The organism is Streptococcus cristatus (genome assembly GCF_003943505.1).
GTDB classification, from domain to species: Bacteria; Bacillota; Bacilli; order Lactobacillales; family Streptococcaceae; genus Streptococcus; species Streptococcus cristatus_E.
The window spans coordinates 100,494-126,210 of the sequence record NZ_RJPS01000003.1 but is presented as its reverse complement, the minus strand read 5'-3'; the positions used below and the strand labels follow the sequence as shown (position 1 = coordinate 126,210).

The window sequence follows — 25,717 nt, the reverse complement described above, 5'->3', positions numbered from 1 at the left end:
AGCGCTTTCTTGTTCATCAATTTTTTTAAAATTTTTAAAAAAATTGATGAGATTGTGTGAAAATCACAAAGAAACCTAGATTTCTCTAGGTTTCTTAATGAAATATCATGTGACGGATTTGAGCCAAATCTTCCAAATCCAAGTCATTTTTTAAATAATAAACGGGAATCTGCTGGGTCTGATGAATAGGATTATTGGTGATGATGAGGTCATAGTTTTTGGCTGGGTCGTAGGCTTCAATGCTAATAAAACTATTGTACTCTAAATAGCGTCTTAAAATGGCTGTCATCCTAGAAACAACGATAAAGCTATCCGTCAAGTCCATGCCTATCTTGATGACTTGGCCGTCATTTTCAGCAATGTACTCCATCAGCTGGAGCCATTCCCACAAAACTTTTTTATCCAGAGATGTTCCCTGCTGAAAAATAGGCAGTTTGCTAAAAATAGTGTCTGCCACTTGTCGATAATCGTCTTCGCTCCATAAGTAAGGATGGCGCAATTCCAGATCATACTTGTATTTGTCTTGCAAGAGATAGCCTCGGAAAAGAAAGACGCTGGCACAGAGCTGACTGAGTTCGTAGGTCACCTGGTCTTCAATATAGTCACCTAGCAAGTCCTGAGCTTTCATCTCTTGAATGAGTTGCGTAATCAGACTGGCTATTTCACCGCCAAAGCCTAGTATATACTCCATGGTGTGCAGGGGTAAAATCCGATGGGAAAGCAGAAATGAAAAGAAAATCATCATTTCCCCATCTTCTTGGCTCAGGGTGATATGCTGACCGGCAAAGAAATCATTTGTTCGCCGATGCAAGCGCTGGTAGAAGATGTTTTCAAAATAGCCCCGCATCTTCTGCTCAATGTTTTGGAATTGACAGGCATTGACTCGTAGGCGCTGTTGGGTGATATGTGCCCAAAGGGACAAGTCCAATCGCTGACCTTGAGAGAGTTGGGCTCCGCAGAGTTCTTCTAAGACGGCAACTTCCTGCCTTCTCTCTGATTTTTGAAGTTCTTTTTCCCAATCTTGGCTGGACCAGACCTTGCGAAGGAGGCAAAAATAAAAATAGCGGATCTGGTGCTCAGGACCTTTCAAGCGACCATTTTGGATAGATAGCTCAAACTCTGATAAAATCTGATTTATAGCAGCTATATGGCGGCCGAGTGTTGCTTCACTGATCATCAGCTCTTGAGCCAACTGATGGGCTAAAAACTGCTGATGGTAGAGCAGGTAGTCTAAAATCTGGTATTTGACTGCATTGTCCAAAAAAAGTCTGCGAATGTCCCGTCCCTTGGTATCAGATCCGATAGACAGGCTGAGCGTTTCGTCCTGAAGCTGGATGGATAAGGCTGTCTGATGTTCCATAGCCTTGTCGTTAATCAGGCTAATGTACTTGGTCAAAGTTGCTTTCGAGAAGCCTGTTTCTGACATGACGGCCTTCAAACTGGATGTAGAATGCTGCTGTAAATAAGATAGGACAATAAACTGCCCCGCTTCACTCTTTTCCATTAAGTCTGCTAAATACATTCGAAAACCCTTTCAGTTTGCTAATCTTAGCTTAACACAAAAAGAAAAAAAGACGAAGCAATCTGCTTCATCTGCTGCATCCATCTATGACTAAACAAAAAGGAAACCCGACCAGCGGGATGATTTCCCCAGCCGTCTCAGGCTTCCTTTATATCATCAGGCTTGGTTCACCCTTTTAAGCATGATATTTACATATTCTTTGCAAAATCAAAACGGAACCCAACCTTTTGACCTAATTGAGTCAGTTCAGTCAAAGTCTCTCTGCGGCAGACAAAGATGACATAGCTGTCGCTATCAATGTCCATTGCTCCGACGCAGTAGCCTGCTTCCTCCCATTTTTCATCCAAAACCTTGCACCATGATGGAATGTCTCTATCTTCATCTAGCCAGTCATCTTTCAGTGGGAGATTCTTTTGATCTGCCAATTCTTTCATGAAATAGGTGAAGTCTTCTAATATTGAATTCCAATCCAGTTCAATGGCGTCACCACTCTCAATTAACTCATCCACAATTCCTAGCCAAACAATGGTATCTTCCGCTTCGTCATCTTCTATCCCACGATCGTCATACCTTTCAAGATTTTCATCAAAGTAGTCCCACAGTGAGGTAAGACAAGCTTCTATAGCAGAACGGACAGAGCTATCCTCTGTAAGCAGTTCAACCATGCTCATAAAAATTTCTTTGTTCAGTTCATTTGTCATAACTGACTCCTTTCTTGTCCATAAGGACATATTTTTAACGTTATTGAAAAGAATTTTATCTATAATCCCGACTAATCCTTAGTCACGGGACTGATCATTTATGCAATTATCGCTTATTGGTTTAAGAATGTTTCATCATCCATAGTGTTCAGAACCTTCAATATCTTGGTATTGGAGTTCTAAATCCGAAATCAATTTTTCGCCATATTCCAATAATTGAGCTTTAGTGAGAGCATTTACATTCTTGTCAGAAAAAACAAGCTTTGCCTTCAAGTCAACTTGATAAGTTCCAACAAGAGTAGCTTGGATATAGGCTGCATAGTCATTGCTAGCAGATGCCCAGCCCATTAGTTGAAAGTCCATTTCAAAGCGAATAAACAATTCCCTATCATTCTGCTGCAAGTCCAAGATAGTAAGACCGTCGCTATCATGAATTTCGGATGAATCAACCATATCTAGCTTTTCTCTATTAAGATAATCCAAATTCTCAAATAGTGCTTTGAAGACGGACAATTCCTCTAATTGATGACCAATAAATTCCCATAAAATAATGTCTAAATCTTTTATTCGTAAGTACTGCTCTTTAATCATTATGCCTCTTAGTCTTTGCTAATAAGATGATGACACCTAGTAAAATAAGAATTCCAATTACAAAAACAGCTATTTCTAATTCTTTTAATCCTTCAATATAGGGTATGATGTAGATACTTGATTCCACAAGTAGAAAACCGATAAGAACAAGGGTAATCGAAAAAAAGGTCTGTTTTTTATCCATTTTTATGTCCTTCCCTTAACTAGTATTTACATAAAACTTAACTAGCTCGAAATTCTATTTCCCCTCTACCCACTTATCATTGTCCATGATAAAGGGCTTGGCCAATCCTTCTCCTGTGTAGTCTTTATATTTTGTCTGCAAGTATTTGTAGACATCTTCTTTGGTCGCAAACTTGATGGCCTGGTATGGCTCTTCAAAGGTCAGCTTCTCGACAAACAGATAGCCATCTTTATCTGGAACCAAGACGCCGACATGCCCCACAAAGAGAGAGTCACCATCAAGATTGTCGTGGACGATAACAGAAAGCATCCGCGCCTTTTCGTTAAACTTGAACTGTTTGAAGTATTCCTCCATCTTCTTAGCATGTACCTTGACATCTTGAGTCGCTTCAGTCTTGACTCTTGAAAATAGGATATTAAATTCTTCCTTATCTTTGGCATCAAAGAGCTTGCCCTTGTCAATCGAATCATTATCTATGAACAAGAGTTCATCATCTTTTTCAATTTGAGGAATTTCGATGCTATTTTTCAACAAAGTGTAAGTATTAATCCGACAATTTGTCCCGATAAAATCGCCCTTCTTGGCCTGCCATAGAGGATTGATTTTTTCTACGTCATATTCGGTTTTGGTAAACTTAGTGAAATCGCCCCTTAATCCAGTCGAGCCGACAAGACCATTGTAGTCATTGACTAGATTGACAAAGCTATCGACACTGTCTTTATCCAAGTCGGCAGCCAACAGACTCTTCACTTCTTCGACACTTTTTTTACTGTTTAGATTTGAATAAGTCGCCTTCCATGGGTATTTTTCTGAGCTAGTCTGACCAACTGTTAGATTCTCTTGACTGCCGTTTGATTGCTTTTGTGCCTTCCCACATGCAGCTAAGCCAAGAATTGCCAAAGTGCAGGCACTCATCAAGATAATCTTTTTTACTTTCTTCATTCTTTCGTCCTTTTTACATCTTTCCTATATTCATCTTCAAATAATTCCTCTTGTTATTATATCAAGAAATACTGAAAAACAGAAAGGAAAAATATATCTTGGATAGAAACTTCCTTAAGCCATAATAAATGACTGCAGTTGATAAAAGTGCAGTCACTTTGATTTATGAATAGATGAATAATCTAGAGTAGCCAACTTAAAGAAAGGAATCGCTATGCACTGGTAAGTCTACTTAATCTTGTGCTTGTTCATCTTTTCTTCAAAAATAGCTGTCATGATGGCGCGCAATTCCTCACGCTCCTTTTCAGGAAGGTCTCCTGCTTGCTTGGCCACAGCGTAAAGTTCTGGGTATTGCTTGGCAACTCGCTCAACCGTCTTGGTCGTTGCATGCCCTCTCACAAGGAAGGGAATTCGCTTAAGCCATTCTTGTGGCACAAGGGCCAAAATCTTTTTTGCCGCTTCCTTATCGCTAATGACGGCTGTACTAAGCCCTTCTTTAATTTGCTCTTGCTCTTTTTGGGTAAAATCATCTAATTCCATACTGAACTCCTCTTTTCTACTAAGTTACTTGCTCTTCTTAAATAGGCTGCTCTTAGATTGGGTTTTTGAAATTTGAGTAACCCTGACAAATCTTTAAGTCAAATTCCAAAAATTAATTTGCAGCAGTTTCCAAATCTTCCGCAAAGATTACAAAGCCTTTTGGTAAGATAAGAAGTTGCCTGTCCGATACTTGGCAATGACTTGTTAAAGTTGCAGAATCACTCTCTAACATGTAATTCTCCTTGGATTGGTTAAAAATTGCTCGAACCTTTTGACCATCATAATCCCATTCTAAGAACACCACATCCGACTTGATTTCTTCTAGACTATATTTCCCATGCTGGATAATGTCTGAGACACTCTTGCGAAGCTGAATCAATTTCTTCATAAAATCGAGCATATCATTGCTATCGGAAACACGTTCCCAAGGCATCACACGACGACAATCTGGATCTGGCCCTCCGTCTAATTCTAACTCGGTTCCATAATAGAAACACGGTGTTCCTTTTTGTAAAAACAGACAGGCAAGGGCAGACTTGACCAATTGAACGTTTCCTTTTGCTGTTGTCAAAATGCGCTCCGTATCATGCGAATCAAGAAGATTGAACATCACTTCCGAAATCTGCTGTCTATAGTACATAGACTGGCTATTGATCTCATCGATAAATTGATGGGACTTCTTAACCCCACGCAAGAAATAATCCTTGATACTGTCAGAGAGGGGATAGTTCATGACTGAGTGAAATTCATCGCCATTTAACCAAGGCTGAGACGTGTGCCAGACTTCTCCAAGAATATAAAGGTCCGGCTTTTTAGCCAAGACAGCCTTACGGAAATCTCTCCAAAATTGGTGGTCGACTTCATTGGCCACATCCAGCCGCCAAGCATCGATATCAAACTCTTCAATCCAATAAGTCGCAACGCTCAACAAATAGTCCCTCACTTGAGGATTGGCCGTATTGAGCTTTGGCATATAGCTCTCAAAGGCAAAGGTATGGTAAGGGAGCTTTCTTGGATTTGCAAGCTTATCCTTTGTCACTGGGAACTCTTGAACATGAAACCAGTCTTTATAAATGGAATCTTGACCATGTTTAAGGACATCCTGCCACTGTGGAGATTGGTCTCCAATATGGTTAAAAACAGCGTCCAGCATCACCTTCATGCCACGTTGATGGGCTTGCTCCACCAGTTGACGGAAGGTTTCCTTGTCTCCAAAATGACGGTCAATTTTGAAATAATCCGTCGTATTATACTTGTGATTGCTCGGAGACTCAAAGATTGGACAGAGATAAAGGCCTGTAATACCCAAGTCCTGCAAGTAATCTAGATGGTCAATAATTCCCTGTAAATCTCCACCAAAGAAATCCTCACTTTTAGGCATGATAGACGAATCCCAAGCTAGCGCTCCTTCTGGTGAAATCTCAGGATTTCCATTTGCAAAGCGTTCTGGAAAAATCTGGTACCATACCGTCTCTGCTACCCAGTCAGGAACATGGCAAGCATCAATTTCATGAATATAAGGAAGCTTAAAGCCATTCCCCTCGTAATGAAGATTTTCTAGCGTGTTTTCAACACAACCCTTATCACCAAACAAGATACTCTGCCCTCGCTTATCCTTGAGTTCAAAGAGATACTGGAGTCGCGCATAGCCAACTGTAACCTCCACTTGCCAATAATCAAACAAAACATCGGAGGTGACTTTGACCATTTCCTTGCTGTACTCATAATGATCCTCCATAAAGATAAAAGGATCTCCATAGTGCAAAGCGATTGTTTCAATTTCACCCTTTTTCGTCCGAATGCGAATATGCATTGTCTTATCTTTATAAAGATAAGCATACTCCGACTCTGGCCTGTGGTAAATAGCTGACAATTCCATATTTTCTCTCCTAGATTTCTCTTTATAAACTCATCGCAACCCTATGCAAACGATTTCAAAACATAGCCCTAGTATATCACTTTAAAAAAACGAATGCAAGGTGTTGTTTGGGTTAAGTAATAAAATAGATTTGCTATTCTCGACCAGGAGTTTGCCTATTATAAACTATTTACTAAATTCAAAATATGATCCCTAAAAATTCTCTTCCTCTATATCATAATCAAGTCAAATCAATAATGACCTTTTTTGGCAAAATAGAAAAAGTAACGTTCATCAGGTGTTAATTTTTTTTCATTAAGAAGTTCTTTAAATTTTTCATTTGTAAACAACATGCAAGCATATCTATCCTCATCAAGTTTTACAGCAAAAAGAAAATAAGCTTTATCAGAGTTGGCTTTCTTTTTAGTTAAAACATTCCAAGAATGCCATTCCCACTCTTTCAGTTGATCGGGCATAGTTGGTACATAATTTTTACTACGACTTATCTCAGTATTTTCGAGTGTTAATTTTTTATCTGTTCCATCAGAAATGTCATCGTTTAATATTTTAGATATCCCCTCTACCAATCTTTGATTGATGCTTCTTTTCTCTTGATCATTAAGATCAATTACAACCTCATAGGGATTTTGATTTACTAAATATTCGTTTATAATCTTCCCTTTCAGATCTCTATTTTCAAAAATTTTAACATTAGTCTTAGGAATATTTATATTCTTCAGAAATTTAAACATTATCTCTTCTCCTTATAATTATATCTAGCATTTTTAAACAAGCATTCTTTTTATCGCCTGCACTTCTTAAATCTACAAAATTATACGAAATACCATCTTTTAAATAGTATAATTTAGGCTGTAAATGTAAATTTTTAATTTTTTCATCTGGTTCTTTATCGAATAAACAGTAATAAAAATACAAATCAGCATTACCTTCAGAACAGTCGAATTCAGTGTCTGGAAACTTTGAGTAAGCAAAACGCTTAATCTTCTTTACTCCAACAGGGGATGGATCGATCTGCATATCTTCTGAAGAATTTAAGTCCGAAAAATCAATAAAATAAATATTGGGGAAATCAGAACTGTTGATTATCTCCCAAAAATCATCTTTATTTATTTTCAAACTAGTAAAAAACTCTTGCCACTTCACAGCTTCCTTCAAAGTAAGTACATTTTCCCGTTCAAAGTCACTAAATTTTCTTTGAAAAATAGTAAAGATTTCAATACGCTCTATTAAATTGAATGAATCTTGTTTTAATAGTAATTCGATCGCAAGTTTATCTGTGATTTTAGGAAAATCTTTAATCAATAAAAAATCTTTTACCCAAGATTGATAATCGGAAAGAAGTTTCTCTTTTTCTTTCTCCTCTCCCTCCCTAATCCATATATAAATAGTAGGAATAGCTACACCAATTCCAGCAAGTAACTCTGGAGAGGATATAATTTTTGCAAATAATTGGATCTTTCCAACTCCTATTTCTGAGCTCGGTCCATAACTCGCTCCAAAAACGATTAACGCTATATCCAAAAATACTGCTAGTAAAACATACCTATATAATAAACCGCTTGTTTTTTTATTTTGATCAGAATTGGTATTAAAATAAATATTCAAACAAATAATAATTGATGGTAGTAGCAGAAATAATAATGAGAAAGGTGCCCATAATTTCCTGTTTGAGAAATTTACAAAATAAACAGGTACACAATATGAACACAATATCATTACAACTAATAAAATAAACTCTATATATTTATTAGTCACAATTCTTTTAATAAAAATTTTTAACATTTTGAGTTTCACTCCAAAAGCTCATTAACAAGATTAATCTTCATTGTAAACTACTGTATTTCTTATCTATAGTATATCATTTAAAGTTAAATTTAGTAACAACTTATTTCATGATACTTTTACTCCACATTTTAATAGAAGGTTTTGGTGACATTCCAGATAAAAAGAAAGTGAGATGAGGCTACTCTGTTCCAACAAATATCTTGTCTAAAGGAATTATTTTCTACCCTATGAGACTATGTAAATAAATTGATACAACTTTTTCTATTCTTCATATAAACTCGAACATTGAATTGTTTTTATACTAAATTAACAATTGCCCTAAAAGTCTTGATCACAATACTTTCTATAATTGCTAATTATTAAAATTTTCTCCTTTTCCTATCCAATCCAAACACTCAGCAGTTCTCTGTTAGCGTATCGTCTCGTCGTACACTACCACTATCGCACGGGCGTAACATCTGCTTCTACTTCGCTTATGAATCTGCTCGTACAAGCAGTGACACTGCCTCCACATGTGCTGATAGCGCTTACCTATACTATCAAACGAAATGTGATTGGTTAATTTTAGAATAATACTATGGAATGAAATTATTTATCTTTATTTAGTGCTTTTAGAATCAATCGCTCTGTCCTTGAAGAATAAAGATATTTTTTTAACGAATCGCTCACTCTCTTAAACCTGTATAGCAACTTCAAGTCGTCATAAATAGACCAAGATAAAAGAAAATGTTCCTCTTTCCTCCTCTTCTCAATTTGGTCTTGAGTAAAGTCATACGGAAAGGTATGACGATTATCCAACTTATAACTTATCCCTTTTTTAGTATAAAAACATCTTTCGAGTCTCTCTTCTTCATTCAATAAAGGAAAATCAAAAAAATAAAGATACCAGACATCAAATCGTTTAACTGAGAATATTCGTGTATATTTCTTTAATCTATCACTAGATAATTTACTCATAATTTCTCGAAACTCAGTCAAATCAGTTATCTCAACAAATCTAAATGTCTCAATCTCTCTGGGTATATTATACTGCTTCCCTGCTAATGATATATAGTTAGGAACCTCCTTTTTTAAAAATATCTCAACAATTGAATCTTGACATTTAATTACATAATTAAAATTCTCAGATAATTCATAAATATGATTATCAATCCAAATTAATAATTTTTCGTACAATAAGACAACTTCTTCAAAATATTGACTATTTTCCTTATCAATTATTTTTCGAACATCACGTTTTTGACTGTAGAAATAGAAGAAAAAGACGATTGGTAATATCGTCATCAAAGCTACAAGGGCTGGTAATCTTGAAAAGATATCACCAATATTTACTTTTATTTGTAAAATACCTCTTAGAAATTCTTGAAGTTTATGCAAATAATAGGCAACATCTCCTTTCAATATTTTCAAAGAGAAACAAGCAAACAAAAATGCCAAGAACATAGGTGTGCTTATTATAAGTCTAAATATATTAAGTGACAGCTGAGTCAAGGAGAGTTTAGATAACCCTATCCAGACTGAACTTTTTTCACCACCACCATAAGTTACCCAACCTACACGTAATAATCGACTTAGTCTTAACAAATAATAATTTAATCTAATTGTGTAAAGCGCAATACTCACCTTTTTCGTTCTTACTGCCCATTGCCCTAGTTTACTCAAATAATAGCTTACTCCACTATATAACTCAATAATTACTAAATCATATATCACTAACAATGAGAGTATTTCTAACCAAAATATAATAGTTAATACATATAGATTCCGTTGAGAAACTTCCAAATTAGTAGAAACAACTGAATTCACTATAACTTGCCTAAAAAATAGTACTAGTACTAGCGCTATAAGCGACAAGATAATATTAAATACTTTACTAAACTTCATACCTTAAACTCTCTCATAAATTTATTTTAATCTGTCAGTCTCTAGAGTCTCTATAATTTCTTCCCAATAATCATACTCATCACAAATGTACAACAGTGTATTAAATGGCTTCAAAAAATCTGTTTCGTCGATTTCTTTTTCCCAACACCGTGTCCCACCATGTGTCTATTGGGTTCATCTAGCGTAAACCTTTTTGTATCTTCGAAAAAATTAAATAACAAATGCATTAGCCCTATATCGCTAAATGACTTATCGATAAATATACTATCAATTTCTTCAACAGCTTTATACCCAACTAGTATTGTCTTCCTTGAAGAAATCATTTTTGAAATTCTATTTAATGCACCATCAATTGCCAAACTACCCAGAGTGTATGCTGCATAGTAGTTTTGATTAAAGTAGCAATCAACCATTGATTTTACTAGAGGACCCAAGAAACACGGCGAATTTTGTAAGGCAATAATAAAATCCTCATTGTTTAGTTTATCCCTAAGCAACTCGATCCATTCGTCCTCCAAGGCATTCCATTCCTCAGTAAGTACACGCTGATAAACATTTCTATCACGAAAATAAATAATCCATCCATTTATTGTATGAAGCAATCACTTCTGACATGGCATTGATAGCACTTTTGTCCACTTGAATTGATGAAGTCAGACTTGCTAAAGGAGTTGTCAAATTAGCAATATTCACTAATTTAGATGCACTTAATGCATTTGAAGCCACAATGATTCCTGAAATATTAGAAGTATTTACTGCTGCTTGAAAGTTACTAAAGGTATTAGCCAAAACAGAAATAGCTCCAGTATTTTGTCCCAATTTTATCTTCTCAGAGAGGTTTGTTGCGTTGTCTAAGGCAATTTTTATAGAGTCTATTTCAACTTTCTTCACTTTTTTACTATCAGTCATTTCGTCCTCACAAAACAGCTTATTCATATTGTTTATTATATCACTAAAACCACAAAATGACCTTAACCATTCGGTCACAGTCGCTGACAACTCTACCTCAGTCCATCTAAAACTTGAAGGCAATTTTCCCCTTCTTATGTGCTCGTTATTCTGTCCAATAACAAGCACATAATTAAACCATTTTATTTTCTAAACTTAGAATTTTAATCGTTAACTGAGATAATATTCTAAAAGGTTATTGACTCCTGTCAGATCGTAATGCTTGCTATAAAATTGCTAGATTTTCTGTAAGAATATAAACCACTGTTCTACTTCTACTTCGCTGATGCCTCAGCTCGTACAAGCAGTGATACCGCCTCAACATGTGCTGAGAGCTTTCTTCTATACTAATAGACGAAAGGGTGTGAAAATGATTTTTAAATGATACTGTGGAACGGAACAGTAGCCCTAGTATTGACTACTGTCGTTTCTATTCATATTGGCTATTCTAGGACTGAGATGAAAAAATCTATAAATGCTCAGAATAAAATTGAACCCGCAAATCTCCCCAAAACAATGGTGAGTCATGTACTTGTATTATTCCGAAAAAATACACCTCTGGTGCAGTGAGACAAATTGGTGTATCTTATAGTGGCTTCGTAGATGAAAGCTATACTCTACTATCACTCTTTGATGATGTAGAACAAATTGAAAAAGATAATAGACTTCAGACAGCTATTGATGTTGTCAGAGAACAGTTTGGTTTTTTAGCCATACAAAAAGGAACCGTCCTAACTGAAGGTTCCAGAAATATTGAACGCAGTAAACTTATCGGTGGTCATTCCGCGGGTGGATTGGAGGGATTAAAATGAAACAAGAAAAAATACAGTACAATTTTCAGAAATCCGTAGCAAAGGATGTAATGATATTGAAATGCTTGAAAGATTTTTACATGGAATCGTTGAAACAGCAACTTCAAAACTTCGTCAGAGAAAACTCAAAACAACTGAAATATCGATACGACTAGTACATGCTAAATCTGAAAACCGATTACCATTGGAATTTACATTTAGCATTAAGCCAACAAGCTCATCTGTGATAATCTATACTGAGGTAATCAATCGCTTTAAAGAATGTTACACAGGTGGGGGAATTCAAGGTTTTACGATTCAATTTGATAAAAATACCCTTGCCTCTGCATAGAAAGGATTTGATATGATTGACCGTTCATATTTACCATTTCAATCAGCAAGAGAGTACCAGGATACAAAGATGCAAAAATGGATGGGCTTTTTCCTATCTGAACATGCATCAGCACTCTCTGATGATACAAACAAAGTAACGTACATGTCTGACTTATCACTAGAGAAGAAATTATTACTCCTCAGTCAAGTATACGCCGGGCAGCTACGCACACGCATTCAAGTGATTGAAAAAAACAAGCGTGTTTCCTACACTGGAACAATACCAAGTCTGACCAAAGATTTCATTTTGATAAAAACTACAACAGGTCACATCAATTTGAAATTAAAAGACATTATTAGTATTGAACTTGTCGAGGAGGTGCTCTATGAATCAGCTTGAGTTTCAGCGTAATCACCTACAAATGGACTATTATAGCGAGAGCTACCAAGATTTTGAACGTGACTTCTACCGCTACTCTAACATGAATATTCCATTGACCTTCCTAACTGATGATATCCTAAAAACAATGGCGACTTCACGTAAGAATTACTTTGTCCTCAATAAGGAAAAGTCCAGAGATAACCGCGATCACTTCTTCATATTTGAAGTAAGTACCGTAGATGAGAATCCGCTAATCTATCATTATACATATAAGAAAACTACAATATATTTAGCAGAAAAATAGGAGCAGTTCAATTGACTGTTCCTATTTTTAATATTCATAAAATCTAAAGTCTTTATACTCTTTAACAATGGAGTCGCCAACCAGAACAGACTATACTGACCAGCGACTACCTTAAATTTAATGTTTCAGATTTATTTTCTTATCTCTAATTTCATAAACTACATCTGCTACATTTTCGAGTAATCGTTTATCGTGGGTGATAAACACGATAGTTCCGGTGTACTCCTTCATTAGTATTTCCAAAGCCTCTAAACTTGGTATGTCAAGGAAGTTACTGGGTTCATCCATTATTAGGATGTTATATCTACCCATGAGCATTTTAGCAAGCAACAATTTTATAATTTCTCCACCGCTTAAAACAGATAAACTTTTTCCAATATCGTTCTGTTTGAACCCCATAGATGCTAGCACTGAACGAATTTCTGATATATTGTAGTCACAATCCTTCTGCATAAACTCCATAACATTCTGATTACTGTTGTACTTGTAACCATTCTGTGCAAAGTAACCTATTTTTGCCTTAGGCGAAATAGAAATTCCTTCTTCATGGTTTAAGATCATTTGGATTAAAGTTGTTTTTCCGATTCCATTACCACCAGTTAACGCCACTTTTGCTCCTAACGGAATTTGAAAAGATGCATTTTCAAACAGAGCCTTATCCCCAAATACTTTATTAATTTCTGCACCGACTATAGGGTATGGATTATGGAGCTCCAATGCTTTACTTTGCCTGAAACGAATTCTGCGAATGCCTTCCGGAGCTTCTACTTTTCCTAAGGCCGCAATCCTGTGCTCTAGGGTTTTAGCAGCATTATACATCTTTTTTTCCTTACTTCCTATTGATTTTTGATGAGCTAAACGCCCTCCGTCTTCAGTACTTTTTTTCTTTGAAGAACCTTTTGCCTTCTGTTCTATTTTACGAGCCTGTTTTCGCTTTTCCTCCGCAGCCCTTTCCAATCGGGCACGTTCCGCAATAAATTGTTCGTATTCTGCAGCTTGGCTCTTACGTTCTTCCTCTTTCTGACGAAGATAATCAGAATAGTTTCCCCAATACTCAGTGATTTTGCCATCTTTCAGTTCCCATATTTTATCTACTATTTCATCAAGAAAATAGCGGTCATGGCTAATAACTAACAGTGCACCTGTAAAATATTTTAGCTGTCCTATTAGAAAATCAATTCCTTCACGGTCTAAATGGCTCGTAGGTTCATCCGCTAAAATACCATGAACCTGTGCCGATAAGGCCTGTGCTATTTTAAGCCTTGTTTCTTCACCACCGCTCATAGTCTGTATATTTAATTGCTCAACACCTAGCTTGCCTACAAGTGCAAAATCTTTTTCCTCCTGCAGAGTTACTTCGTCCAACTGGGGAATATAGGCAAGTTCACCCAGACGATTCATTTTACATCCTGGGGGAGTTAATTCTCCTAAAAGTACCCTGAGTAAAGTGCTTTTTCCAGCACCATTTGCTCCTACTAAACCAATACGGTCATAATCATATACTTCTAATTCATTTATATCTAAAACATCGCGTCCTTTGAATTCCACACGAATGTCTTTTGCTTTTAATATTAATTCCATAACATTTCCTCCTGTCTATAATCGCATGCTTTCATTTGCTTGTATGCAGGGAAAACCCTGCGATTTTAGCAGGAAGAGTTACATGAAAATAAGATACATAAATATTCCTCCAATATTGTTTATTTTAAATCTAATTTTCTAACCTCAGTTATCATTTGGCAAACTATAGCAATGCCAATAATTAAAATACCTGATAGTAAAAACCAATGATTTACACCGATTTTATCAGCAAAGAATCCAGAAAGAATTAACCCAATTGGCATAGCAAGTGACATGATACTTCCGATCAAAGAAAATACACGTCCTAAATATTCAGGCTTAATTTTCTCCTGAAAAAGAGCTGTTTGCACACCGCTATAAAATGGCACCGAAAGCCCCATTATTGCACAGCAAACTACGAATATTACAAATCCATTTGGAGGAAGTATTCCCGAAACGGCTAAACTGGTCCCCATTATAAAAAATGAACTTGTTATTAGTAATACATGCTTTTCGAAGCCCCCTAATCTTCCTAATAATAAGCCTCCTGCTAGCATCCCAAATGCAAAGGAAATTTCCGTAATAGAAATATGCACAGGCGTTCCATTAAAGTGTTCCATGCTTATTAAAGGAAATAGTGCATTGATTGGCATATAAACAAAAGTATATAGTGTTCCTAAGAGTAATAAGGCAAACAATCCTTTGTTTTGTCTCAGAACCACAACTCCTTCTTTCATCTCCCTTATGAAATTTGGTTCTAAACTTTGCACTTGATTACCCAGCTTAGGTATACGTACAATTGCTACCGTAATAGATGCAATCACAGCACCCAATACGTCGATGGCAATAATAGCATTTAAATCCCAAACGGAGTATAAGAGTGCTGCAACTGCCGGACTAACAATATAGCTTATAGACTGCAAAGACTGACTATAGCCTGCGCATTTCGTTAGCTGTTCTTCTGGTACTAAAAGTGGTGTAACCGCATTGAGTGCTGGGGTATGAAAAGCTGTTCCAATGCTACGGATAAACAATACTATCATAATCATCCAGACAGGTAGCTCCATACAGAATGCAACAATAGCAAGCACTGCACCAGCTGCTGCGATAATTAAATCGGCACCAATCATTATCTTCTTCCTATCATGACGATCCACTAGCACACCAATGGCAGGTCCCAAAATCGCATAGGGTAAAAAACCTACTAATGAAGCCATAGACAAGACCATCGCAGATCCTGTTTTTTCTGTAAGGTAAAAAATAATCGCCATTTGCAGGATGGCACTAGTGATTAATGATACTGCTTGCCCTGCCCATATTGCATAAAATTTTCGTTTCCAATTGTTGTATTTTTCCATTTATATTATCTCCTGCATATTATTTTGCTTGAATTTCTATTTTGAATAGCATTCTAGGCAATAAAAAATGCAGGCCAAACCCCACAATGTGGCTTTTGGTCTGCATACATACAATTTGGAAACATTCATATTAAAGACATAGTTAAATAAAGGTATAGTTAAATAACCAATATCCTCACCGTAACTAATGAATGCTCAATATCGTATAAATAAGCACAACAAAAAAGCCTATCATCGGGTATAGATTCTGCTTTTTTTATTGCCAGCTTATCTTAAACGCATTGAGGCTGTCATAGTTTCGGTTCCTCCTACATCTTTGTTTATATCAATTTATAGTATAACACAACAAGATGATATGTTCAATATAAAAGTTATGGAATGAGACTCATACTTCCAATTCGATGCCAGATTTAAAGGATATGACGAAGTTTTCTTCATAGACTGTAACGCTCTGGATTATCTTCCTTAGTAGCAAGCGATTAGCTTTCACAAAATCTTCTGTTTGTAGTTTTAAAAATTCATCAGGATTTTCTAACTCAACCTCAAAATATTTCATTTTACATTCCCTCATTTCATTTATTGATAAATTGAGTTTGCAAAAAAGAGTGGACAATTTTTGTCTACTCTTAACCTTTAAAATAGTTTTTTTTAATCGATTTGAAGTTGCCTAAATTATTACTTATTCGGTAAAATGAAGTATTGCTTTCAACAGATTTCCTTCAACTACACTTCACTTGATTCAAACAAGGTGGGTACATTTCTATTCCCACAAACTCCTTGTCAATGGAAACAAACACGTACCCACAGGGTAAATGGAAATAGAAACTGATAATTTCTAGCTATCACTTCTACTCATTCCAAAAATTTTCTCACTCTGATACTTACCCACCATAAAGCAAAAAGCCTTGCAATCAAGGCTTTCATTATCCCTTTCGTTCAAAGGTTTCTAAGCTTTTACGAGCAGAGCGACACACTCAGCGGTTCGCTATCTCCGTTCTGTCTGCGTGCTAGCACTTGTCAATCACGGACAGCTATCGCATGGGCGGAAGTAAATGCTAATCTTCGTCGTTTTACTCCTTGACTAGCAAACTTACCGCCTCAACATGATGCGTCTGCGGAAATAAATCAACTGGCTGGACTTTCTTCAGTTCGTAGCCCAGTTCTTGATAGAGTTTGATATCACGCGCCATGGTGGCAGGATTGCAGGAGATATAGACAATCCGCTGGGGCTCCATGCTGACACTGGAAGTGATAAAGCTTTCTGTCAGGCCCTTGCGCGGCGGATCGACTAGGATGACATCCGCCTTGATTCCCTGATCCAGCCAAGTTTGGATGGCTTTTTCTGCAGGGGCGCAAACATAGCTGGCATTGGTGATGCCGTTGAGTTCTGCGTTTCGCTGACTATTTTCCACGGCCTCAGGAATGACCTCGACTCCATAGACCTGCTGGACTCGGTCAGCCAGCGACAGACCAATGGTACCAATGCCCGAGTAGGCATCCAGCACAATATCTTCTTTTTTAAAATCAGCAAAGTCAAAGGCCGTCTGATACAGCTTCTCTGCCATCTCAGTATTGACTTGGTAAAAGGCTGGCGCAGCAATCTGGAACTGCTTGCCCAGCATGCTGTCAATGATAAAGTCTTGGCCGTAGAGTGTCCGAAACTCCCGACCGAAAATGGCATTGCCTAGCTGGTCATTGATATTTTGCATAATAGATTTGATAGCTGGGAAAGCTTCTGTCAAACGCTCAATTAGCTGCTCCACTCGGAAAATCTTAGACCGACTGGTCACCAAAATCACCATGATTTCACCAGAATAATGGCCACGGCGGACAACCAGATTACGGATCAGACCAGTACCTTCCTTCTCATCGTAAGGCTTAAGGTCGAAGCGACGCAGCAAGTCGCGTACAAAAACGATGACCTGGTCGATAACTGGATCCTGAATATAAAAGTCCTCAATCGGTAGGAGGTCATGGGAATTTTTCCGGAAAAAGCCAGTTTCCAGCTGTCCATTGACACGGCGAACTGGCACCTGAGCCTTATTGCGGTAGGCCAGCGGCTGATCCATGCCCAGTGTTTCCATCACTTCTACGTCCGAAATGCCAGCTATTTTATAAAGGCAGTCCTGCACTTGCTTGCCTTTAAAAGCTAACTGGGCTGGGTAGGCTAAGTGCCCTAAATCAGCAATTCCAGTCCGCAGATAGGCCAAATCGACATGCTCATTGCGCTGGTTAGACTTCTTCACAAATTCCTCAACTCGGCCGAAGCCGATTTTTTTATTGACCTTGAGGACACGCATGCGAATCACTTCACTCGGCAGGGCATTTTCAATGAAAAAGACGCGGCCGTCTACCTTAGCCACACCCGCTCCCTCATGACTCAGATCTACAATTTCTACTTCAATAATATCGTTCTTTTCTAACATTTCTTTACTTTCTAATCAATCCTGCGCTCAACTGCAATGATACTAAAGCAGGGAATCACAGGGTTTTCTACTGTTTATTTCTTTCTTCCTGCTTGAATGGATGTTCACATTTCTGCTCTGCTATTTTCCAAAAAGAAAGGGAAGAGACAAAATCTGCCACTTCCCATTATATCATAAGAGCCCTATCTTAAGCCCATTTGTTTCAATCTTTCTTTATAGGCTTCAAAATCAATCAAGAGTCCTTGTCCACCATACATATCATAGGTATCCGTCCAGTCGCCTAGTTCTGGTACAGTGAGGCGCTCTATCCCATTGCGTGAATCGAGCACCAAGGATAAGCCTTGTGACCAAATAAAACTCTGCGGTACATTGGTCGAGGTCAAGGCAAAAACTTTTCCTAATGCTTCAGATCCTGTAAAAAGCTTGGTAGGGTCTTTTATCTGCTGCATGATAGCAGTCAAGACTTCTTGCTGGCGGCGTGTACGTCCAAAGTCACCCTCATCGTCCTTACGGAAACGGGCATAGTTTAAGAGCGTTCGCCCATCCATGTGCTGACGACCAACCTTGATGGTTTGAGTAGGAACCACTCCATCCTTCATGTTCAAATCATCTGGAACTTCCACTTCTGTGACTTTTTCCCCATCAATGGTCGAAAATTTAGCATCCATAAATACACCATTTGGAAAGAGGGTGTCAATTGCAGTCGCAAAGGTGTTAAAATCCACTAGAGCATAGTATTTAATGTCAATATCGAAGTTATCCTTCAAAGCTTGACGAACTGCCTCAGCTCCACGATGATTATCTTGTTCACCAAAAGTATAGGCGGAGTTCAATTTTTGATCATAATAATCATCATCCGTCGGCTCCGTGTAGGAATTGCTGACGCCGTCAATATGAATCAAGGTATCACGCATAAAGCTAACCAACTTCATTTTATGGTCTTTATTGCCAACGTTCAAGACCATAATTGAATCGGTCCGAGTCTCCGTTGAATTTTCTCCAATTCGGCCATCCGTCCCTAAAACAAGAATATTGATCCCATCTCGAGCATCATGGCCATCAAAGTACTCAACATCAGCTGCTTTAAGATTTCCTGGTCTCGCTGTATTTAAGCCTTTAAAAAACATAAAGAGCATGCCAGAAACAACCAAAAGCACAAAAATCAGGAGCCACATCAGCACGCGCTTCGGACGAATTTTTTTGTAGGTTCTCGGAGTTTTCTGAGTTGATTTTTTCGTTTCTTGCTTTAAAGAATTGCGGGAATTCTTTTGGCTTCTGCTAAGAGAGCCTTTACCCGGGTATTTGGGTAACAAACCGGATGAGTCCGTCTTCGAATTCTCTGGAGAAGCCTGCACGGTCTGCTTGGTAGACGGCTTTTGCGCAACATCTGACCGTCCTTTCGACTTTTGGCGGAGGTAATTATACTCCTCTTTTTCATGTTCGTTAAGATAGTAATAGTTTGTATGGAGATAATCCAGCCTTAACTGCTCGTGTCGACTCAGATTTTCTGTTTCTCTCATCTCTGCTCCAATCTATAATCCTGAATCAGAAAAACGGGATAACTGCCTAGAATTTTAAAGGTGATACCAAGTGTAGCAAGCTCTTGGTAAGCGAAATCCACTAATTCTTTCCGTTCATTATCAATATCAATAATAAAGAAATATTCCCCTAGGGCTGTTTTAAGAGGGCGACTTTCAATCTTTGTCAGGTCAATACCACGCCAAGCAAAGGTTGATAAGGCCTTATACAAAGCACCGGGCAGATTATCCGGTAAAGTCAAAGCCAAACTCTGTTTTTCCTCTTGCTTTACAAGCCTAAGAGTGGGAGTGGTCTGTCCTAAAATCCAGAAACGAGTGAAATTTTCCTCCATTTCCTGAATATCTTGGGCCACCACTTGCAAACCATACTCGACTGCCGCAGTCCGCGGTGCAATAGCCGCAAAAGGTTGGTCAGGATGCTCTGCTACAAAGCGAGCCGCATAGGCTGTACTAGCTGTAATTTCAAGCGCTGCTTCTGGATAATGCTGGCGAATATAGCCTTTTCCCTGAGCAAGCGCCTGAGGATGAGAAAAGACTTTTTCAATGGGCTTATCTAAGCTAGTTGCCAATAACTGCTGCTTAATGGGCTGAACAATCTCTGCCACTGCTTGAATCTCAGCTTGATGGAAAAGATAATCCAAGGTCTCATGGACACTTCCTTCAATCGAATTTTCCACGGGAACGACTGAATAATCCACCTCTTTCCCCTCATAAGCCTTCATCACTTCTGTGATGTTTGGGTAGGGCACCAAGTCTGCTTGGGGAAAGGCTTCTTGGGCAACATGATGGGAAAAGGAGCCCTTGGGTCCTAAAAATGCTACTCTCATTGAATTTCCTCAATAATTTCTTGTGGCGTTTTTCCTACCACGTCAATTGTTTGTGTCGCGACCGCCTCATAGAGAGCCTGCCTTTGTTCAAAAATCTCCTGCAAATCTGCCTTGCTCTTGGTCAGATACAAGGGGCGCTGATTTTCCTGATCTTGCTCAATCCGACGAAAGAGGGTCTCAAAGTCAGCTTTCAGATAAATATTTTGGGGATTTTGGGCTAATAAATCACGATTTTCTGCACTCAAGACGACACCGCCTCCTGTAGAAAGGACGACATCCTGCTGGATACACTCAGCCAAGACTTCGGCTTCAATCTTTCGAAAGGCTGGCTCACCATATTGAGCAAAATACTCTTGGATGGACATGCCGATCTTTTGGACAATCAGCTCGTCCATATCCATAAAATCTGCTGACAAGGCTCTCGCAATCGTTGATTTTCCCGCTCCCATGAAGCCAAGTAAAATCTTAGCCATTCACCAAGCCCTCCAAATCTGAGAAGAAGCTTGGATAGCTGGTATTGATAGCCTCTGCACGCTCTAGCTCTACCTCTCCATCTGAAACTAATAGAGCCGCAATCGCTGCCATCATTCCAATACGATGGTCACCGAATGTATTGATGGTTGCACCATGAAGAGGCGTTTTCCCAGCAATAATCATGCCATCTGCTGTGGGAGTAATGGTTGCTCCCATGCTATTTAAAGCATCTGCGACAACCTGAATCCGATCGGTTTCTTTGACTTTTAACTCCTCGGCATCTCGGATCACCGTTCTGCCCTCGGCTTGGGTGGCTAAAAGGGCAATTATCGGAAGCTCGTCTATCAAGCGCGGAATAATTTCTCCGCCAATCTCCGTTCCTTTCAGCTCAGAAGTCTCAACGGTAATCGTGGCGGATTTGGCTACCTCATCTATATTAGAAAGGGTCATCTTACCGCCCATTGCCTTGATAACATCAAGAATCCCCGTCCGAGTTTCATTGATTCCAACATTTTCAAGAACGATTTTGGAATGGGGCAGAATCAAGCCTGCAACCAGCCAGAAGGCTGCACTGGAAATATCGCCAGGCACTCTCACTTCTTGCCCTGTAAAGATCTGACCACCCTGAACACGGATTTCCTTGCCCTTGACCTCAATTTGACCACCAAATTGGACAATCATATCCTCTGTATGGTTACGGGTAATTTCCTTTTCAATAATGACTGACTCGCCTTGAGCCTGTAAAGCCGCAAAAATCAAGGCTGATTTGACTTGAGCGGAAGCCACTGGCAGCTGGTAATGGATAGGCTTTAAATCTTTTCGGCCATGAATGTGTAGTGGCGGTAAATCTCGTTTTGTCTGACCCCAAATATCCACACCCATTTGACTAAGAGGCAGGGTTACCCGATCCATCGGACGCTTGGACAAACTATCATCCCCAAACATCTCTGCTGCAAAATCCTGACCTGCCAAGACACCTGAGATCAAGCGGATGGAGGTTCCTGAATTGCCCATGTCTAATTTATTATCCGGCGCCTTGAGACCATCAAACCCAACACCGTGGATCTTGACAGTCTTCCCATCATCCTCTATCTTGACGCCTAAATCGCGAAAGACCTGCATCGTAGAAAGGACATCCTCACCTCTCAAAATATCGTGAACCACTGTAAGGCCCTTGGCCAAGCTCCCGAACATAATCGAACGATGACTNATCGATTTATCGCCTGGCACACGGATACGACCATTCAAACCTTTTGCCTTTGTTCTTAACTTCATAGATGCCCCTTTCAATTTGCTACTAACTTCTATTTTATCATAAAAATAACAATTTTCTAATAAATTCTTGTATTCATTCCGACTTCTTCCTTCTTTCTACTTTTATACATCATAAAAGAGGCTGCGACAATCGTCTCTCAGCCTCCCTTTATTCCTTATCAAAACCACAAGAGTGCTAGATTCTTGCTCTAGTCATTCTCTGATTTAGCCATTATTTGTGTCTTAAATGCTTATCAATCTCATCCATAATCCGCCCCATCATATAGCTAATCTGCAGATTGCGACCAATCAAGATAGCCCAGAAAATAGCCATCAGATAGTTCTCAGACATGATTGCTTCATTAAAAAAATATGTTTCTAGGGCTGTAAAAGCCGCCATTACTATAAATTGTCGTCTATTCATTCTTCCATTATAGCATGAAAAATCATAAAAATCTAAATTCAATCATCTTGAACAGTGATTTTTTCCGCTAGAAAGTCAAAGCCTTCTGGTATCAATCTTTCTTCCTGCTTTTCAGCTACTTCTGCTTTATTGCTACGACTTCTAGCTGAAAATTCTGCTCGAATTTGAGTCCAATCCTCTAGTGAAATAGCCAGAATATCTGGTGAAAAGCCAGCAGCATTGCTGAGCAGATTCCCAAACATGGTATTGAGATTTTCTCTTTTCATGGTTTGCTCAGCGTTGAAATGAGACTCAAAGGCCAAAATAGCATGATTTTCATTGGCCGCAACTGGCTGCGAACCAATGAGCAGAGCTTTGTCCGCGCCCGCCAGACTCTCGATGATTTCACCCCAAGCATTTTGCAGCTTCGTCAAATTGCTGCGAGCCAAGTCAGGATTTTCCACCGCTTCTTCCAAGATAGCATTGACCTTATTGCGGTCTACTCGATAGGTCTTAGCCTTCTGAGGTCGTGCCTCTGATTTCTTAGCTACTGGAGCTGGCTGACTGCCGACATTGGCTAATCGTTGCTTGAGCTCTTGGATCTCCTGCTTGAGATTAGACAGTTCCTCTGCCAAGTTGTCAGGAATCTGATCTAAGCTGGCTTTTTCCTCTGCCAGCCGAATGGTCATCATTTCTGTATAAATCTTAGGCTGCAGGCTATTCTTGATGTCTGCTAAACTCTTGGTCGCCATCTCAATCATGGCAAAGAGAGTCTCCTGCGGTGTCTTGAGATTTTCCAGAAAGAGCTCGCTGGCATGATGATTTGCTCCGCCAGTTTTGACAATAATCAGATCACGCAGATATTGCAGGAGGTCCGTCACAAAACGGGCCATGTTTTTGCCGCTGTCAAAAATCAGATTGAGATTATCCAAGGCTGCTACTGCATCATGAGCAATCAAGGCTGCTACATAGGCATCCAAGGCTCCTAAGCTGATAGAGCCAGTGATTTCTTCAGCAATGTCAGTGGTCAAACGATTTTCCTGAGTTAAGCTAAGAGCCTGATCGAGGATAGACAAGGCGTCCCGCATACCGCCCTCAGCTCGACGGGCAATAATCTGCACACCTTCTTGCTCAAAGTCAATGCCTTCCTGCTCCAAAATCCACTCGATATGACCAATAATGTCCTGCGTCTTGATAGACTTAAACTCAAAACGCTGGACGCGTGAAAGAATGGTCGCTGGAATCTTATGCAACTCTGTCGTCGCTAGGATAAATACCACATTTTCCGTTGGCTCTTCCAAGGTCTTAAGTAAGGCGTTAAAAGCTCCAGTCGAGAGCATGTGCACCTCGTCAATGATATAGACCTTGTGCTTGGCGAGGCTAGGTGCATAGGTAGACTTGTCCCGAATATCACGAATCTCATCTACTCCATTGTTAGAAGCTGCGTCGATTTCGATGACGTCTTCAAGGCTCCCCTCAGTGATAGCCTGACAGATATAGCAGTTATTGCAGGGTTCGCCGTCCTTTTGATTCGGACAGTTCATAGCCTTGGCAAAAATCTTGGCAACACTGGTCTTCCCTGTTCCACGTGGGCCAGAAAAGAGATAGGCATGGCTGATTTTCCCTTGCTCCACAGCCTGGCGCAGAGTAGTGGCTACTACCTGCTGCCCCACCAGTTGACCAAAGGTCTGACTGCGGTATTTCCGATATAAAGCTTGATACATTAGGCTTTTTCTCCAAACATTTCAAAATTCCACGTCGTTTTTTCAAGCAAAATCTGGACAAATTTTTCTAGATATTCCTGATCTAGCTTATCATAGTCACCCGTCAAGGCTGAGTCCAAATCCAACACTCCAAGAAGGCGACCATCTTTTACCATAGGCACCACAATCTCGCTCTTAGCTCGGCTATCACAGGAGATATAGTTGGCATGCTGGCTCACATCATCTACGATAATCGTCTGCTCTTTCTCAGCTGACTCCCCACAGACACCCTTGCCTAGCGTAATATGGACACAGGAAACACCTCCCTGAAAAGGCCCCAGAATCAGCTCACTCCCATCAAAAATATAGAAACCAGTAAAAACCGAATTAGGCAGGGCTTGATTGAGCAAGGCGCTAGCATTGGAAAGATTGGCCAAAGCGTTGGTCTCGCCATCCAGCAAAGCTTCCAGCTGAGCCAGCAACAGTTGATAATTTGAAATTTTTTCTTTTGTGTTCATAGAGTCTATTATATCAAAAAGCCGGTCTTTCAACCAAGCTTTTCTTTAATTTTGTTATCCAAAAATTCATCAATCAGTCTATTTACAATATCGGGTTGGTCGGTATTTGAATTATGTCCCGCCTTATCAATCCATTGAACAGACTTCTCAGTATTTTTTTCATAGGTTTTCAAATATCGTATACAAGACCCTGCACGATCTTCTTTTCCACATATAACCAATTGTGGACATTTTACTTCATAAGAAAGCTTCTTCTCTACTGCTTCTGAAAACATCTTATATCCGTATCCCGCAAGACGAGCATACCTTTTTTGATCGCCATAATAAACCATCATCATATCATACATCAGTTTTCTTCCATAGTCTGTTGTTGATACGCTTTTAGGACCAGATTTCAAAAGAGATTTCCATGGATAGATTCTATAAATTGCCTCCATATTTTTTAAGAGCCACAACTCCATAGCTGTATAATAGTTCCTTTGCAGGGAAGGTGAATCAATCGTAACAAGACCTTTTAATTTCTCAGGAAAAAGTTGAGCATAAACCTGTCCTACATATCCTCCCATTGACTGACCAATTATGATTGGCTTTTCAATTCCCTCTTTGACAAATATTCCATCTAACCATTTTGCCATATCAAACAAGCTAAAATCGAGGTTAAAAGGATAAGATGACGCGTGGCCTGGAGCATCCCACACTAGGACTCTATATTTGTCTTTAAAGTACTCTATTTGTTTGTCAAATAATCTATGGTCAGCTGTAAGTCCAGGCAAAAAGATAAGAGCGCTTTGGGATGATTCATCACCATCATTTGTCCAATAATGAATTATTCCACTTTGTGTTTCATGTGTCTTTTCAATCAAAGTTCAA

At 38.9% G+C, this 25,717-nt stretch carries 28 protein-coding genes; 4 read left to right on the top strand and 24 right to left on the bottom strand.

What is annotated here, in order from left to right:
- Nucleotides 1-94 precede the first annotated feature (94 nt).
- From D8792_RS04145 to D8792_RS11655, 12 genes are all read right to left on the bottom strand, one after another.
- On the bottom strand, nucleotides 95-1,522 hold the full coding sequence (locus D8792_RS04145) for an AcpB/EbpR/MafR family transcriptional regulator (RefSeq protein ID WP_125373003.1): 1,428 nt from the start codon (nucleotides 1,520-1,522) through the stop codon (nucleotides 95-97).
- Nucleotides 1,523-1,710: 188 nt separating this feature from the next.
- Entirely contained in the window at nucleotides 1,711-2,223 is a 513-nt protein-coding gene (locus tag D8792_RS04140; RefSeq protein WP_125373002.1) for a DUF6630 family protein, read from the bottom strand.
- 135 nt (nucleotides 2,224-2,358) lie between these two features.
- On the bottom strand, nucleotides 2,359-2,814 hold the full coding sequence (locus D8792_RS04135) for a hypothetical protein (RefSeq protein ID WP_125373001.1): 456 nt from the start codon (nucleotides 2,812-2,814) through the stop codon (nucleotides 2,359-2,361).
- Nucleotides 2,807-2,998, bottom strand: a complete 192-nt coding sequence (locus tag D8792_RS04130) for a hypothetical protein (protein ID WP_125373000.1) — start codon at nucleotides 2,996-2,998, stop codon at nucleotides 2,807-2,809. The genes D8792_RS04135 and D8792_RS04130 overlap by 8 nt, the downstream gene beginning before the upstream one ends.
- 54 nt (nucleotides 2,999-3,052) lie before the next feature.
- Nucleotides 3,053-3,940 (bottom strand): DUF4300 family protein, encoded by an 888-nt coding sequence (locus D8792_RS04125; RefSeq protein WP_125372999.1) that lies wholly within the window; start codon nucleotides 3,938-3,940, stop codon nucleotides 3,053-3,055.
- 228 nt (nucleotides 3,941-4,168) lie between these two features.
- Nucleotides 4,169-4,480 (bottom strand): hypothetical protein, encoded by a 312-nt coding sequence (locus D8792_RS04120; protein WP_125372998.1) that lies wholly within the window; start codon nucleotides 4,478-4,480, stop codon nucleotides 4,169-4,171.
- 112 nt (nucleotides 4,481-4,592) lie between these two features.
- Complete coding sequence (locus D8792_RS04115; RefSeq protein ID WP_125372997.1) at nucleotides 4,593-6,359, bottom strand: glycoside hydrolase family 13 protein; 1,767 nt, start codon at nucleotides 6,357-6,359, stop codon at nucleotides 4,593-4,595.
- A gap of 230 nt (nucleotides 6,360-6,589) precedes the next feature.
- Entirely contained in the window at nucleotides 6,590-7,090 is a 501-nt protein-coding gene (locus D8792_RS04110; RefSeq protein WP_125372996.1) for a hypothetical protein, read from the bottom strand.
- The gene (locus D8792_RS04105) at nucleotides 7,083-8,141 is read right to left on the bottom strand and encodes a hypothetical protein (protein ID WP_125372995.1); all 1,059 of its coding nucleotides are present in this window, start codon (nucleotides 8,139-8,141) and stop codon (nucleotides 7,083-7,085) included. Before D8792_RS04105 ends, D8792_RS04110 begins: the two co-directional genes overlap by 8 nt.
- A gap of 591 nt (nucleotides 8,142-8,732) precedes the next feature.
- Nucleotides 8,733-10,028 (bottom strand): hypothetical protein, encoded by a 1,296-nt coding sequence (locus D8792_RS04100; RefSeq protein ID WP_125372994.1) that lies wholly within the window; start codon nucleotides 10,026-10,028, stop codon nucleotides 8,733-8,735.
- A 110-nt stretch (nucleotides 10,029-10,138) separates the two neighbouring features.
- A complete protein-coding gene (locus D8792_RS11660) occupies nucleotides 10,139-10,441 on the bottom strand; it encodes a hypothetical protein (protein ID WP_260470215.1) in 303 nt (100 codons plus the stop codon).
- Between the two features lie 148 nt (nucleotides 10,442-10,589).
- Nucleotides 10,590-10,937: a hypothetical protein gene (locus tag D8792_RS11655; protein WP_260470214.1), complete on the bottom strand. Its 348-nt coding sequence runs from the start codon at nucleotides 10,935-10,937 to the stop codon at nucleotides 10,590-10,592.
- A 605-nt stretch (nucleotides 10,938-11,542) separates the two neighbouring features.
- Between D8792_RS11655 and D8792_RS04085 the strand changes: the two genes are divergently transcribed.
- From D8792_RS04085 to D8792_RS04070, 4 genes are all read left to right on the top strand, one after another.
- Nucleotides 11,543-11,788 carry a hypothetical protein gene (locus D8792_RS04085; protein WP_001813542.1) on the top strand — a complete coding sequence of 82 codons (246 nt, stop codon included), beginning with the start codon at nucleotides 11,543-11,545 and terminating at the stop codon, nucleotides 11,786-11,788.
- Between the two features lie 61 nt (nucleotides 11,789-11,849).
- Nucleotides 11,850-12,119 carry a DinB/UmuC family translesion DNA polymerase gene (locus tag D8792_RS04080; RefSeq protein WP_001816406.1) on the top strand — a complete coding sequence of 90 codons (270 nt, stop codon included), beginning with the start codon at nucleotides 11,850-11,852 and terminating at the stop codon, nucleotides 12,117-12,119.
- A 12-nt stretch (nucleotides 12,120-12,131) separates the two neighbouring features.
- A complete protein-coding gene (locus D8792_RS04075) occupies nucleotides 12,132-12,500 on the top strand; it encodes a hypothetical protein (RefSeq protein WP_000567222.1) in 369 nt (122 codons plus the stop codon).
- Nucleotides 12,487-12,786 (top strand): DUF5960 family protein, encoded by a 300-nt coding sequence (locus D8792_RS04070; protein WP_001072467.1) that lies wholly within the window; start codon nucleotides 12,487-12,489, stop codon nucleotides 12,784-12,786. The genes D8792_RS04075 and D8792_RS04070 overlap by 14 nt, the downstream gene beginning before the upstream one ends.
- A 117-nt stretch (nucleotides 12,787-12,903) precedes the next feature.
- On the opposite strand, the gene msr(D) is transcribed toward D8792_RS04070, so the two are convergent.
- The 12 genes from msr(D) to D8792_RS04010 all read right to left on the bottom strand — a co-directional run bounded on the left by msr(D) (nucleotide 12,904) and on the right by D8792_RS04010 (nucleotide 25,710).
- Nucleotides 12,904-14,367 carry an ABC-F type ribosomal protection protein Msr(D) gene (gene msr(D), locus D8792_RS04065; RefSeq protein WP_000420313.1) on the bottom strand — a complete coding sequence of 488 codons (1,464 nt, stop codon included), beginning with the start codon at nucleotides 14,365-14,367 and terminating at the stop codon, nucleotides 12,904-12,906.
- Nucleotides 14,368-14,486: 119 nt separating this feature from the next.
- The gene (gene mef(A) / locus D8792_RS04060) at nucleotides 14,487-15,704 is read right to left on the bottom strand and encodes a macrolide efflux MFS transporter Mef(A) (protein WP_000417519.1); all 1,218 of its coding nucleotides are present in this window, start codon (nucleotides 15,702-15,704) and stop codon (nucleotides 14,487-14,489) included.
- Nucleotides 15,705-16,089: 385 nt separating this feature from the next.
- Nucleotides 16,090-16,260, bottom strand: coding sequence for a hypothetical protein (locus D8792_RS04055; protein ID WP_000873143.1), 171 nt, complete (start codon nucleotides 16,258-16,260; stop codon nucleotides 16,090-16,092).
- A gap of 514 nt (nucleotides 16,261-16,774) precedes the next feature.
- The gene (gene rlmD, locus D8792_RS04050) at nucleotides 16,775-18,130 is read right to left on the bottom strand and encodes a 23S rRNA (uracil(1939)-C(5))-methyltransferase RlmD (protein ID WP_125372993.1); all 1,356 of its coding nucleotides are present in this window, start codon (nucleotides 18,128-18,130) and stop codon (nucleotides 16,775-16,777) included.
- Nucleotides 18,131-18,312: 182 nt separating this feature from the next.
- A complete protein-coding gene (locus D8792_RS04045; protein WP_125372992.1) occupies nucleotides 18,313-19,650 on the bottom strand; it encodes an LCP family protein in 1,338 nt (445 codons plus the stop codon).
- Nucleotides 19,647-20,495 carry a prephenate dehydratase gene (gene pheA, locus D8792_RS04040; protein WP_125372991.1) on the bottom strand — a complete coding sequence of 283 codons (849 nt, stop codon included), beginning with the start codon at nucleotides 20,493-20,495 and terminating at the stop codon, nucleotides 19,647-19,649. Before pheA ends, D8792_RS04045 begins: the two co-directional genes overlap by 4 nt.
- Nucleotides 20,492-20,968, bottom strand: a complete 477-nt coding sequence (locus tag D8792_RS04035; protein ID WP_125372990.1) for a shikimate kinase — start codon at nucleotides 20,966-20,968, stop codon at nucleotides 20,492-20,494. The genes pheA and D8792_RS04035 overlap by 4 nt, the downstream gene beginning before the upstream one ends.
- Entirely contained in the window at nucleotides 20,961-22,244 is a 1,284-nt protein-coding gene (gene aroA / locus D8792_RS04030; RefSeq protein ID WP_125372989.1) for a 3-phosphoshikimate 1-carboxyvinyltransferase, read from the bottom strand. Before aroA ends, D8792_RS04035 begins: the two co-directional genes overlap by 8 nt.
- A gap of 211 nt (nucleotides 22,245-22,455) precedes the next feature.
- A complete protein-coding gene (locus D8792_RS04025) occupies nucleotides 22,456-22,647 on the bottom strand; it encodes a DUF3272 family protein (RefSeq protein ID WP_125372988.1) in 192 nt (63 codons plus the stop codon).
- A 38-nt stretch (nucleotides 22,648-22,685) separates the two neighbouring features.
- Nucleotides 22,686-24,350: a DNA polymerase III subunit gamma/tau gene (gene dnaX, locus D8792_RS04020; RefSeq protein WP_125372987.1), complete on the bottom strand. Its 1,665-nt coding sequence runs from the start codon at nucleotides 24,348-24,350 to the stop codon at nucleotides 22,686-22,688.
- Nucleotides 24,350-24,847 carry a free L-methionine (R)-S-oxide reductase MsrC gene (msrC, locus tag D8792_RS04015; protein ID WP_125372986.1) on the bottom strand — a complete coding sequence of 166 codons (498 nt, stop codon included), beginning with the start codon at nucleotides 24,845-24,847 and terminating at the stop codon, nucleotides 24,350-24,352. Before msrC ends, dnaX begins: the two co-directional genes overlap by 1 nt.
- A 29-nt stretch (nucleotides 24,848-24,876) precedes the next feature.
- Nucleotides 24,877-25,710, bottom strand: a complete 834-nt coding sequence (locus D8792_RS04010) for an alpha/beta fold hydrolase (protein WP_125372985.1) — start codon at nucleotides 25,708-25,710, stop codon at nucleotides 24,877-24,879.
- Nucleotides 25,711-25,717 lie beyond the last annotated feature (7 nt).